The following is a 12,757-nucleotide window of genomic DNA, read 5'->3' as shown; positions in this document are numbered from 1 at the left end:
TTATAGGTGGCTTTTCATATTGTACTGGTGGAACCTGAGATCCCACAAAATACTGGCAATATCGCAAGGCAATGTTCCGTTACAGGTGCGAAGCTTCATCTAGTTCGTCCTCTTGGGTTTGAAATTGATGACAAAAAGCTAAAAAGAGCTGGGCTCGATTATTGGAATGAATTACATATTGAATATCATGATTCCTTTGCCCAATTGCAGGAGAAATATCCGGAAGGGCGTTTTTTTTGTGCTACAACCAAGGCGGACAAGTTCTATCATCAACAACAATACCAAAATGGAGACTTTCTAGTTTTTGGGAAAGAGACGGCAGGCTTGTCAAAAGAGATCTTAGAGCAGAATCGGGACCATCTGATTCGTATTCCGATGCTACCAGTCAGCCGATCCATGAATTTATCTAACTCTGTGGCCGTCGTATTGATGGAAGCGATGCGACAGATTGATTTTCCTGGATGTAGATAGTGTTTAGGATACCATTGCTACAATACGAAAATAAGATCCAACTTGCTATTTGCTCCGTTTTGAAATTACTTCTATCAATATATTCATTATTTGGCAACTGGAGGAATCATCATGATAAAAGCGGTACTTTTTGATCTCGATGGTACATTATTACCAATGGATACGCACCAATTCGTGGGTGCCTATATTCAAAAACTTGCACCATCACTTGCGCATTTGATGGAACCAAAAGAGTTTACCACTCATCTAATGGCAGCAACAGAGGATATGATCCGTAATCAGGAAGCAGAACGTACCAATGAAGAGGTGTTTGTTGACTCTTTTTGCAAACGTGTTGGGGTAAGAAAAGAGGAGGTCTGGCCGATCTTTGACGATTTTTATGAAAAAACTTTCCCTAAGCTAATGGAACATACTCAGCCAGGAGAGATCGCCAAAAAAGTAGTCCAAGCTGCTCTCGATCAAGGTTATCAGGTAGTAGTCGCAACGAACCCAGTTTTTCCAAAAGTAGCGATCATGGAAAGAATGCGCTGGGCTGGAGTATCAAATCTTCCAATTTCGTTTGTTACGGTTTATGAAGAGACCCATTTCTGTAAACCAAATCCATCGTATTATAGAGAAATAGCCACTAAATTGGGAATCGAACCAGAAGAGTGCCTGATGGTCGGAAATGATATGCAAGAGGATATGGTATCATCCACTACAGGGATGAAAACCTACTACTTAAAAGAATGTCGTATAGATCGTGGAAAACCACAATATCAAGTAGACCAAGAAGGCACGATGGAGCAGCTTCTGGATCAGATACAAAATCGTGTAGGATTGTTCGCAAGATCAGCCCAAATCTCTTCCTAAATAGGAGGAGATTTGTTTTTTTCTTCCTTTTTGAAATTGTTTTTCCTGTTCTATTATTGTATAATATTCATAACCTCTAAAACTAAGTTAGCCAAGTTCTTGGCTGTTTTCATACTACTCTTCAAATACCATTCCTCACGTTATCAAGCTTTCACTGGTGCTATCTCCTACTTACAATCTAGTAATTTTCCTCTGAGATAAATACCTATTTTCCCTATTAATGCATTACTTGCCGCAACCAAATACCTGTCCGTTGCATACCTTGTACTCACAAACTTTTTTATGCTTTGGTACTTTCTTTCGCTACCATGTTAATGTCAAAAAAGTGGAGAGATGGTTTCTGTGGAGGATAACCGTTCAGAGGGGGAGGAGGCTTCCATGGATTTCTTAAAACGACTTTCAGACTATCGAGAAAGAGAAAAGCAGTTCCATTGGGAAGGTACATTTGCAGAGTATTTACAACTAGTGAAAAAGAATCCGAATGTTTCGCAGACTGCCCATTCACGAGTTTATCAGATGATTGCTCAAGCCGGAATTGAAATAGATGGACAAGGAAACAAACTCTATCATTTCTTTGATGGGGAGATCTACGGTCTTGATCGAGCCATTGAGCGTTTGGTGGAGGAGTATTTTCATTCAGCTGCACGTCGACTAGATGTACGAAAACGGGTTCTTCTGTTGATGGGACCAGTTAGTGGTGGGAAATCTACCATTGTATCTTTGCTCAAAAAAGGGTTAGAAAAATTCTCTCGTACTGATGAAGGTGCGCTCTATGCCATAAAAGGTTGCCCAATGCATGAAGAACCACTTAATATGGTTCCGCAAGCACTTCGAAAAGAGTTCGAGCAAGAGTTTGGAATTAAAATAGAAGGCAATCTTTGTCCGTCTTGTCGTTTTCGATTGGAAGAAGAATACCATGGGCGATTTGAAGATGTCATGGTAGAACGAGTTTTGCTATCGGAAGATGAGCGTGTAGGGATTGGTACATTTAGTCCATCCGATCCTAAATCACAAGATATTGCAGATTTAACGGGAAGCATTGATTTTGCAACGATTACAGAATACGGTTCCGAATCAGATCCGCGGGCATATCGTTTTGATGGTGAGTTAAACAAAGCGAATCGAGGTCTGATGGAATTCCAAGAGATGCTAAAATGTGATGAGAAGTTTCTCTGGAATTTGCTATCACTCACCCAAGAAGGAAATTTCAAAGCGGGACGTTTTGCTCTGATCTCTGCCGACGAATTAATCGTAGCTCATACGAACGAAGCAGAGTACAAATCGTTTATCGCCAATAAAAAAAATGAAGCACTCCACTCTCGGATCATCGTAATGCCGATTCCATATAACCTCAAAGTGACCGAAGAAGAAAAAATCTACGATAAATTAATCTCTCAAAGCGATCTAGGCAACGTACACATCGCTCCTCACTCCTTGCGCACAGCCGCAATTTTCTCGATCCTAACTCGTCTCAAAGAATCTAAAAAGCAAGGTGTCGACTTACTCAAAAAGCTCAAAATTTATGATGGCAAACAAGTGGAAGGTCTCAAAGAGATTGATGTAGAAGAGCTGCAATCAGAATTTCTAGATGAGGGGATGTCAGGTATCGACCCTCGCTATGTAATAAATCGAATCTCTAGTGCATTGATTCGAACAGATGCAGATTATGTCAATGCGCTTGACATTCTTCGCTCACTCAAAGACGGACTTGATCAACATCCATCTATCACTGCCGAACAAAGAGATCGGTACCTGCAATTTATTTCGATAGCTCGTCAGGAGTATGATGAGATCGCCAAAAAAGAGGTGCAAAAAGCATTCGTCTACTCGTATGAAGAATCAGCAAAAAATCTAATGGACAATTACCTAGATAATGTAGAGGCGTACTGTAATTGGGGCAAAATCCGCGATCCGTTGACTGGTGATGAGATGCAACCCGATGAGAAGTTAATGCGCTCTATTGAAGAGCAGATTGGCATTTCAGAAAATGCTAAAAAGGCTTTCCGAGAAGAGATCTTGATTCGTATCTCCGCTTATGCACGGAAAGGAAAACGATTTGACTATAACAGCCATGAACGGCTAAGAGAAGCAATCCAAAAGAAGTTGTTTGCTGATCTAAAAGACGTGGTGAAGATCACTACCTCGATCAAATCACCTGATAAGACTCAACTTCAAAAGATGAATGATGTGATCGCCAGACTAGTAGAAGATTATGGTTATACGCCATCAAGTGCCAATGGTTTGTTGCGGTATGTTGGAAGTCTATTAAACCGATGATCAACCTATGGAATAACAGAGCAGGTCCAACTTTGCGATCTGCTCTTCTCTTTATCTGGAAACGGGGGTGCAAGATGTGAAAGAGGACTTCCTGTTTATCGTTTCCGAAGAAGATTGGTCCTTACATCGCAAAGGGTTTGAAGATCAGATTCGTCATCAAGAAAAAGTAAAAGAAGCGATTAGAGAGAACCTAGCAGATCTCGTAAGTGAAGAAAGTGTAGTGATGTCTGATGGGAAGCAAGTGGTCAAAATTCCAATTCGCTCATTAGAGGAGTATCGCTTTCGTTATAATCACCAAAAAGGCAAACAATTGGGGCAGGGTCAAGGAGATAGCAAAGTAGGAGATGTTTTGGCAAGTGATCCTGCTAAAGGGAAAAAAGGACCAGGCAAAGGCAGTGGTGCTGGAGATCAAGCTGGAGAAGATTATTTAGAGGCGGAAGTAACACTAGAAGAGCTAGAAACTATGCTATTCCAAGAATTAGAGTTGCCTTTTCTTGTGGAAAAAGAACAAAGTGATCAGACAGTAGAAGATATTCGCTTCCAAGATATTCGGAAAAAAGGTTTGATGGGAAATATCGACAAGCGACGAACGCTTTTGCAAGCGATCAAGCGAAACGCATTGGCTGGAGAAAAAGGGAAAGCACGAATTACATTGGACGATCTACGATTTAAAACGTGGGAAGAAAAGATCGTACCACACTCCAATGCGGTAGTCATTGCCATGATGGATACTTCTGGATCCATGGGGGTATTTGAAAAATATATCGCTCGTAGCTTCTTTTTTTGGATGGTTCGTTTTCTCCGGACCAAATACGAACAAGTAGAGATTGTTTTCATCGCTCATCATACCGAAGCCAAAGAAGTGAATGAAGATATTTTTTTCAACAAAGGAGAAAGCGGTGGAACGATCTGTTCCTCTGCTTACCGAAAAGCTCTTGAGGTCATCGATGAACGCTATCCACCTAGCCGTTTTAATATTTATCCATTCCACTTTTCCGACGGAGACAACCTCACCTCTGATAACGAACGCTGTGTTCACCTAGTTAAAGAACTAATTAACCGTTCTAATCTTTTTGGGTATGGGGAAGTGAATCAATATAATCGCCACAGTACTCTCATGACCGCCTTCCGTCATATCAAAGACCCACACTTTTTGCACTATATCATTAGGGAGAAATCGCAAGTGTATGACTCACTCAAGTATTTTTTTCATAAGCGTGAAGGGAAGTAACAAAATTAGAAGAGAGGGTACAGTTCAATTATAAATTGATCCATTTTGATCCAGTCTTTCTGTCGAAGGAAAGTCGCTTTCTCGAGCACTGACTTGAGGAGGCGATTTTTCTTTTCTATATCATCTGTTTCACGATATTCTAACAGCATGCTTTTGATTATAGGAATAAATTGATTTTCTGTTTTCTTTCTTTGTTGCATTTGGTGTATCTCCATTGTTAAGGTATTAATTTGTTCTTCTACTTCATGGATTTTGTCTGAAACAATTTTTTGCCGCTTCATGAAGACATCAATCATGTAAATACCTTTTTCCAATAGGTCATGAAGATTGTTCTTTTGATCAACTATAGCCTTGCGTTCTTTTTCTTTTCGTTAGCTTCAAAAGCACTAACGATCTGCTCTAGCCCTTCTAAAACCTTCTCTTCCACCAATGAGAGAACTGCCCCTTTTTGGATACCTTTACAGCTTGTTTGCATGTAGCGGATACTGTCTCTCCGTTACTACTGAAGAATGTGAGTATTCCATTAGACAAAAGAAAGAAGATAGGAAAAAAAGAAATTTTGAGAGTTACGGGATTAATACAGAGATGGTCAATGCCGGATTCCAATATCTTGTACATAATGAAAATCGGCGAGAAATTCTAAATTTTATAGGAGATTTTTGTGCTCGTTTTGATAACTTTTACTCTTGGCCAATTAACGGATTTTATCTTTTCGGTTCATCTGGTGTTGGGAAGTCGCACCTTGCTAGTGCAACATGTAATCATCAAGAGTTGTTAGGAATAGATACACTAATGGTTCATTATCCTGCACTCGTAAGAGAGATTATAGAGTCAAATTCAGAGGAGACCGAAAATAAATTAAATGTATGTATGCCAAGGATTAGAGTTTTAGATGATTTTGGTGGAGAACATATAGCTGAGTGGCACTTAGAAAGTGTGGTAAATAGAATTTTAATGTTTAGAGAACAAGAGAACTTGCCAACCATATTTACATCATATTTTAGTGTTAATGATCTTGAGGATCTTTACTTAAAAAGAACTAGAAACAGGAAACTTGTTCAACATATTGTAAAAAAATTAAGAAGGCAACATGTTTTGCTCTAGAAGGTCCAAATTTTTATTTGGAAGATCCCTTAGAAGACATGCAACTAGATGAACAAGATGTATTTTAAAACCGGAGTTCCTTAATTTCATTCAAGTTAATACTATAGCGTGCATAAGTCTTGATAGTATTTTCGCCTGTAAGTTGATCTTCACTATAACCCAATTTTTCTGCAACTCTCACTACTTCTTCGCGTGAATCTGCCTCTATCTCTAGATAGGGAGGAATCATTGGCCATTCATCAATTTCGAGACGTGCTCCTTCCAGAACGAAACTTGTTCTCTTGTTCTCCTGGTAACCTTTAGGGGAATAGCCTAACTTACCTAACAATTCGTTTGTTGCTTCAAAATCGCTAACTACTGTTTCTACTTCATGAGTTCCATCGATTCCGTCGTGTTTGATTTCTTTTACGGTCAATGTAGTTTCTTTTCCAGTGTCCCGCAGCCTAATCCACTTACTTTTATCTCCTGGAGTAATGTCGTATACATAACGCCGCATTAGCGTTGTATCGTTTATCTTTTTTCCACCAAGCTCCTTGATTTTCTTTTCGATTTCATGCTTATTCACTTCGATCACTTTCGCTTCGAATTCAATGTCCATTTATAAACCTCCTGTTAATCTCGTATTCTCGTTATCTCGAAGAGAGATAATCTCTTTTGGTAAATCGCTCTTAACAAATTCTTCAAGAGGCAAACACAAATCCATTCTTTGAATGCATACACCCACTTGAAAAGTACCACGGAAATCTTGATATAACCTCATTCCATAATACCCTTCCTAGCAATCCTTATCGTTATTAAACTGACATGAAGCACAGGTCTTAGGTAGCCGTACAGGGCGGATCTGCTTGAAATATACTAACCTTCCAGTAGGTAGACGAAAGGAGGTACGAGAACCAGACACACCAGCAGTAAAGAATTGTGTTTCCGGCTTGGCATTTAGATCTTCTAGTATCAGATATATCCCGTCGATGGAAGGCTGGCCATCATCCAAGCTATTTAGTAGACGTACTGACAGATCAGGGGAATACTCTTTCAGGAGTCTTTTTATGCGTGGTGCATGTGAGTAATCAGGGACTACAATGTTTGCGCTTGCTTTAATTCCACTGTTTAACGTGGTTTTAATGGATTTCTTTAATGCTTGGATCTTCTAGAACATCTCTTAGTAATGAAACTGCATCAATAAATTGTTCTGTTGGTTGAATCATCTTTGGTAGAAACCGAACCCCATTTGAACCAGAGTAGATGGATCTTCTCCCTGACTTACCACCGTCGTTCCAATCAGCAACACTCCGATTAAAATTATCAGCCACAACTGGAGTACCTTCATTGTGGCAAAAGGTACAAGTCATACCACAAGCATCAATAATTTTTACTCTGAGACTAACAGTCTTATCTACAACTCTTTTAACAGCTGTAGGAGCTCCTATAGTTGAGTTATTGATAAAACATTCCTCCTTTTCTCCGAATGATTTAAATTCTCCTGTTCCTTGTGATTAATGCAGAAAATTCAAACATTATATATAAAAAATAAGACAGAACAACGTACTGGAGCGAAGTGTCTAGGTGTACGTGATTCTGTCTTAGATGTTGGGAAGCGAAAAGAAGGTTGAGAATAATCTAGATTAATAAGTCCGATTTTTGGTGTTCAATATTCTTGTTCATAGGGGAAGTATAGATATTTACTAGGAAATAAAGTTTTGTTATGTATTTTGACTATTTTAAATTTACCTTCATTTACGATTATAAGTTTAGATTATAGAAAGTGCAATACCGAACATACAATATTTTCTGAAAGTATAATATAATGAATTTGATCTCATTAGTTTAGATTAAAGAGTAGTCGTAACTTCAACAAAGGAGTATAGGAAAAATGGACGAGAAACCAAAAACAAGATGGGAACAGATTTATTTAGAACTCCGAGACCAAATTATTACTGGTGTGTTCCAACCTGGTTCTGAGTTTCCTACAAATGCAGAGTTTATGCGAAAGTATGATGTCCATTCGACTACCATTCAATCGGCAATCAATGCACTCATAAATGATGGACTGGTTTTATCTCAAGGTAAGAAAGCTCCACGAATTGTCCGAAAAGCACCGACACGTGCTCGTTATTACCGAAAAGGTGGGTTTAGTTCTGAGTTTGGGAATGTTTCGAGTAAGAATATCTTAGCTCTACAAATCCTCCAGAAGAAGGAAGAGATACCTGAATCTTTACAACAAGAGCTCTCTTCACCAGTTTTGTTTTATCATACAGAGCAATTTCTCAATCAAGAATTAGTTGCAGTATCGAAAGCTTATATTCCAAATCATATTCCGATTAGGAAGCTCCACAAATTGATGAAACAAGCAGGAGGGTCACTCTATGGATCCTTGGAATATTTAGGATTTAAGCCTACTTCCTGTGAAGAAATTGTAACTTGCGATTTTGCTACAAGTGACGAACGAAAAGAATTGCGTCTTCCAAAGAATTCAAATACCCCTGTGGTACGTATCATTCGAAAAACGTTTGATGCCAATAAACAATTGGTAGAAATCTGCCCATTAGTCTATCGTGCGGATCTATATGAGTTTGCATATCAATTTGACTTTTAGGAGGCTAAAAAAGATGAGTGATTTAGATTTCATGATGGAAGCGGTTATGGAAGGGAGGAAGGCTCAAGGGAAAACTGGAACGAATCCTCCTGTAGGAGCAATTATTGTGAAAGATGGAGAAATCGTTGGGAGAGGTCACACATCTCATCTTGGAGGACCTCATGCGGAAGTTAATGCTTTGGCTGCTGCTGATGAGAAAGCAAAAGGGGCAACGGTATACTGTACCTTGGAACCGTGTGCTCACTGGGGTAGAACAGGCCCTTGCTGTGTAGCACTTACTGATGCAGGAGTCTCTCGTGTTGTTGTTGGTATAGTAGATCCTTATTATGAAGTCAACGGGAAAGGAATCGACCATCTGCGAGAGCATGGCGTTGAAGTGAGTATTGGATTCTGTGAAGATTTGATTCGTGCGGATTTGAAAGATTTTCTTGAAAGAGTTGCAAAAGAGATTAAGAAGTAATAACGATTTACCTAAAAATAAACCCCTGTATTCACAAATTTGAATCGCTGGGAGTTTATTTTTAATAGATTTGATTTTGTAGTCTATAGTTGGGTAAAGAAATTTCCTCTTGTTCTTCCTTCTTTTCATTCCAAATAGTTATTGGAGTTCCTTCGTATCGGTTAGAATTTTTTTCAGAAGTGGAGGACTCTTGGACGACTAAAATCATTTCTTTCTTAATTCGACCATCCCCTTTTTCTCTGTAAGTCTCCCCCTCTCCCCGCTTGTCCGACTCTCTTATTCTATGAAAACAGCCCCTAGTGATAGGGACGGGGAGAGGTTGAAACCAGTAAATTCAATATGTTTGGAGTTGGGTTATATCATGAACAATTATACCAATATAATCGCCACAGTACTCTCATGACTGCCTTCCGTCATATCAAAGACCCACATTTTTTGCACTATCATTCGGGAGAAATCGCAAGTGTATGACTCACTCAAGCATTTCTTCCATAAGCGAGAAGTAAAATAACAAAATTAAAAATAAGGGTACGGTTCAATTAGATCCAGTTTTTCTGACGAAGGAAAATCGCTTTCTCAACAGTATTTTTTTGTTTGGACTTGATTTGAATATAAAAAAATGGCTACTGGAGAGATCCAGCAGCCTTAATTATCTGGCCAAGTTTCTTTTTACTTTACCCTTTCATATGCTTCGTTCATCCGGGAGGTATTTTATTCAAGCCATTTCTGTTCCAGTTCTTTAAATTTTCCTTGCAACTTCATTTCTTCCATCCAGAGATTGATCCAGTTTTGAAAATCTAGATCGCCTCGGTGAATTAGATATCCCTTTTCATGGGTTGTAAAGGGTTGATCCACCAGTGCGGCATACAATCGTGTATCTTGTTTCGCATAGAATCTGGCTTCTACACTGTCTGTAATCATGACATCAAACTTTCCTTCTGCAACCATATTGGGGATATCCAGATTATTTTCAACAACGGTTACCTGAGCTTGTTTAATATTCTCCTGTACAAACTTCTCATTGGTACCTCCAGGGTTCACACCAATTCTGACCGATGGCTGATCAATATCCGCTAGGCTTTTAAATCGTTCTTTATCTTCGATCCGGATTAGAGGCGATTTCCCATCACGTATATAAGGTGCCGTTAGATGAGCCGTCTTTTGCCGTTCCAGATTTCTTGAGATTCCCCCCACAGCAATATCAAATTTATCCGCTTGAAGATCCTGCATCAATGTCGGCCACGATGTTCGGACAAATTCCACCTCTACTCCCAAATTCTTTGCCAGCATCTTAGCAGCATCAATATCATATCCTTCAAACTGTTTGGTTTCGGAGTTCCAATAGGTAAATGGCTTATAATCTCCGGTAGTTCCAATACGGATTTTCTTTTTCTTTAAAATATTATCCAACCGGGAATGGGCCGACTTTTCGGCTACCACTGTTTTGCTAACTTGCGGGAATAGTGTTCCAATTCCGAATGCTAAGAGTATTAAACTCACAATTAAAAACCGCTTACTCATGATTTCACTATCCCCTTTCTTATTTTTTAAAATAATATTATACAAAAAACTCATGGAGTCAAGTAAAAATGTGGACATCGAGACTTTTATTCAGGGTCACGGAGAAATGATGTTGCAATTGGTGGAAGAAACCACCGAGGAAATTGAATCGAATATGACTCTTTCTATAGAACAGGACTGGATAAGAAAATCGATAGAAAAGTTTCACGAAACCGAATACAAAGAGATGAAAGTTATGTAGCAAAAACTTATTTTGTGTTTCGATAACTTTAGTAAATTCTATCTGTTCCATGGAATTTGACAAAAAAGACTGTAGAACTATCTTTATTTAGATTTGTCTACAGTCTGACGTGGTACATGGAGATAAATCTGCACACGTTTTTTGTAAATTAAATAACTCCGTTATTTTCTTTTATTCTTGATTTATGGAAATTAATGCTAATGGATTGTTTACTTTACCAAATTCTGACGCATGCGGACGATCTGAATCATCATTATATCCATAATCAAGCATACGATTTCGGTTAAGACATAGTTTGGTGAACTGAGGTCTTAGTAGATTAAAGATCTCAAACCGTTCTTGGAGTTCAGGGAAACGTTTTTGATAGTTCTTGATGACACTTCGGACTTCTTGCCAGAATGATTGCTCGCTCCAGCCAATATGTGCCTCTACTAATTGTCCAAGATAACGAAAGTGACAGACGAAGAGTCCTGTAAAGATAAACTGACAAAGTCCTTCTGGCTCTTCGCTTCGTAGTACATTACGAAGTTCATCAGAGAGGTTTGCTAGTTCTGGTAGAGTATATTTGCTGACATTGACATCATCGACAAAGTCTTTGATAGCTAAGCGATGTGGACGATGGTTTTTCAGTACTAAGATCGTGTTCTGACCATGTGGAGAGAAGACAACTCCATATTGATACAAGTAATGTAGAAGTGGAGGAAGGAGTACAGCGAATAATTGTTTAAACCATTCTTCTACAGACAAACCAGATTTATCAATTAACGATTGAACAAATGGTTTTCCATTGCCGTCTATATAGAGTAGGGATGCTAATGTAATTGGTTGTTCGTCTTCCTCAATTAGGTTGTAGATACTTTCACGCCATATACATCCAAGCAGTTCTAGATATTGATAAGGGGAGCCCGCAATTCTCTCAAAGTATGGGTGACTTATGTTGATACTCGCATTTTCACCAGGTAGAATAACTCGATGCTCATCACGTAAAAAGGAATCTTGGTGATAGATGTTTTGAATATAGCTAGTAATTTGTGGTGCTAAGACTGTTCGTTCACTAGGAAGTCCACGATAGACTAGCGTATTTAAGATACTCATTGGTAATTTTACATGATATCGTTGTTTTCTTGATATATTGACAAAGGTACGTATAGATTGTTGTGGGAGATACTGATCTTCTCCACGGCCAAGAGGAACGATAACTTGGTTTGCGATTTGCTCTGCAAACATTTGAATAAGGTATTGATCCCATTGCCATTCATGTACGGGCATAAAAATATATTCTGCTGGTGAAAGTCCTTCTTGAACGAGTTGCTTTCTCCATTTCTCGGCAAGCTCTGTGCCTATTTCTTCTTCAATTAACTTCTCTAAATTGACTTGTTCGACGGTGCGAAGGTCTGTGTGGTCTTTACAGGCTGCAATCCATAAGAACTGTGTCGTTTTCTGTTGCTCTGGTGCATACGATAGGTAATCTTCATAGCTGAACCCAACTCTTCCTTTGTTATAAGTAATCCAGGGATGTCCTTCCATCTCACCTTCTAGCTCTGCGTAATCTAATTCGGTGAGGTTGAGGTCTTTATTGTTCCGTTTTTTGTGAAGGATGTGCGCATCAGCGATCAGGGTTTGTTGGTATTCACGAATTAGATGAGCCGCAGTTTCACCTGACATTGGGATTGTCGGCTGCAAATCAATTAGGAATTGTAGTGGATTACTCGCTTGAATCACTGTATTTCCCTGAAGTCGTTTGATAGAAGGAGGGATGATGCTATAACTATCAAACAAATGCTTCTTCGCTTCATATATATAAACGACCTCATTTGCTACTTTTAATTCATAGGAATATGTATCTCGTTCGGGATGATGAGCCATTTCCGTAGGATGAATAATTTCTTCGTACATCATTTCAGCAAGCATCTTACAAAGTAGTTGGATTGATACTTCTTCCCAAATAGTTGGGGTTAGAATTTGTTTCATCTTTTGCATAGATTGATCAATACTCATGGTTTTCTC

Annotated in this window: 12 protein-coding genes and 1 pseudogene; 8 read left to right on the top strand and 5 right to left on the bottom strand. The window is 38.9% G+C overall.

Annotated features, from left to right (window positions below):
• Positions 1-6: 6 nt before the first annotated feature.
• The 4 genes from trmL (at position 7) to yhbH (ending at position 4,831) form a co-directional block, all read left to right on the top strand.
• Positions 7-471, top strand: a complete 465-nt coding sequence (gene trmL, locus VJ09_RS07690) for a tRNA (uridine(34)/cytosine(34)/5-carboxymethylaminomethyluridine(34)-2'-O)-methyltransferase TrmL (protein WP_044640953.1) — start codon at positions 7-9, stop codon at positions 469-471.
• A 111-nt stretch (positions 472-582) separates the two neighbouring features.
• The gene (locus VJ09_RS07685) at positions 583-1,323 is read left to right on the top strand and encodes an HAD family hydrolase (RefSeq protein ID WP_052807284.1); all 741 of its coding nucleotides are present in this window, start codon (positions 583-585) and stop codon (positions 1,321-1,323) included.
• A gap of 378 nt (positions 1,324-1,701) precedes the next feature.
• Positions 1,702-3,600, top strand: coding sequence for a PrkA family serine protein kinase (locus VJ09_RS07680; protein ID WP_044640952.1), 1,899 nt, complete (start codon positions 1,702-1,704; stop codon positions 3,598-3,600).
• A gap of 76 nt (positions 3,601-3,676) precedes the next feature.
• On the top strand, positions 3,677-4,831 hold the full coding sequence (gene yhbH, locus VJ09_RS07675; protein WP_044640951.1) for a sporulation protein YhbH: 1,155 nt from the start codon (positions 3,677-3,679) through the stop codon (positions 4,829-4,831).
• A 5-nt stretch (positions 4,832-4,836) separates the two neighbouring features.
• Here yhbH and VJ09_RS07670 read toward each other — a convergent pair whose 3' ends face one another.
• Positions 4,837-5,127: a hypothetical protein gene (locus VJ09_RS07670; RefSeq protein ID WP_044640950.1), complete on the bottom strand. Its 291-nt coding sequence runs from the start codon at positions 5,125-5,127 to the stop codon at positions 4,837-4,839.
• 169 nt (positions 5,128-5,296) lie between these two features.
• Between VJ09_RS07670 and VJ09_RS17565 the strand changes: the two genes are divergently transcribed.
• Positions 5,297-5,935 (top strand): hypothetical protein, encoded by a 639-nt coding sequence (locus VJ09_RS17565; RefSeq protein WP_222704943.1) that lies wholly within the window; start codon positions 5,297-5,299, stop codon positions 5,933-5,935.
• Between the two features lie 64 nt (positions 5,936-5,999).
• On the opposite strand, the gene VJ09_RS07660 is transcribed toward VJ09_RS17565, so the two are convergent.
• Positions 6,000-6,533: a class IV adenylate cyclase gene (locus VJ09_RS07660; RefSeq protein WP_044640949.1), complete on the bottom strand. Its 534-nt coding sequence runs from the start codon at positions 6,531-6,533 to the stop codon at positions 6,000-6,002.
• 520 nt (positions 6,534-7,053) lie between these two features.
• Positions 7,054-7,245 carry a hypothetical protein gene (locus tag VJ09_RS18825; protein WP_052807282.1) on the bottom strand — a complete coding sequence of 64 codons (192 nt, stop codon included), beginning with the start codon at positions 7,243-7,245 and terminating at the stop codon, positions 7,054-7,056.
• Positions 7,246-7,805: 560 nt separating this feature from the next.
• Between VJ09_RS18825 and VJ09_RS07650 the strand changes: the two genes are divergently transcribed.
• The 3 genes and pseudogenes from VJ09_RS07650 to VJ09_RS19150 all read left to right on the top strand — a co-directional run.
• Positions 7,806-8,528 carry a GntR family transcriptional regulator gene (locus tag VJ09_RS07650; RefSeq protein ID WP_044640948.1) on the top strand — a complete coding sequence of 241 codons (723 nt, stop codon included), beginning with the start codon at positions 7,806-7,808 and terminating at the stop codon, positions 8,526-8,528.
• Between the two features lie 13 nt (positions 8,529-8,541).
• Positions 8,542-8,988, top strand: coding sequence for a bifunctional diaminohydroxyphosphoribosylaminopyrimidine deaminase/5-amino-6-(5-phosphoribosylamino)uracil reductase RibD (gene ribD, locus VJ09_RS07645; protein WP_052807281.1), 447 nt, complete (start codon positions 8,542-8,544; stop codon positions 8,986-8,988).
• Between the two features lie 336 nt (positions 8,989-9,324).
• Positions 9,325-9,499, top strand: a pseudogene (locus VJ09_RS19150) (sporulation protein YhbH); the annotation flags it as partial.
• 200 nt (positions 9,500-9,699) lie between these two features.
• On the opposite strand, the gene VJ09_RS07640 reads toward VJ09_RS19150, so the two are convergent.
• Together VJ09_RS07640 and VJ09_RS07630 are read right to left on the bottom strand one after the other, a co-directional pair.
• A complete protein-coding gene (locus VJ09_RS07640) occupies positions 9,700-10,509 on the bottom strand; it encodes a transporter substrate-binding domain-containing protein (RefSeq protein ID WP_044640947.1) in 810 nt (269 codons plus the stop codon).
• 412 nt (positions 10,510-10,921) lie between these two features.
• Positions 10,922-12,748 (bottom strand): IucA/IucC family protein, encoded by a 1,827-nt coding sequence (locus VJ09_RS07630; protein ID WP_044640945.1) that lies wholly within the window; start codon positions 12,746-12,748, stop codon positions 10,922-10,924.
• Between the last annotated feature and the right edge of the window lie 9 nt (positions 12,749-12,757).

It is taken from the genome of Risungbinella massiliensis (assembly GCF_000942395.1).
In the GTDB taxonomy this organism is placed as follows: domain Bacteria; phylum Bacillota; class Bacilli; order Thermoactinomycetales; family Thermoactinomycetaceae; genus Risungbinella; species Risungbinella massiliensis.
Note: the sequence above shows the minus strand (reverse complement) of the source record. Positions and strands in the feature narration are given on the sequence as shown.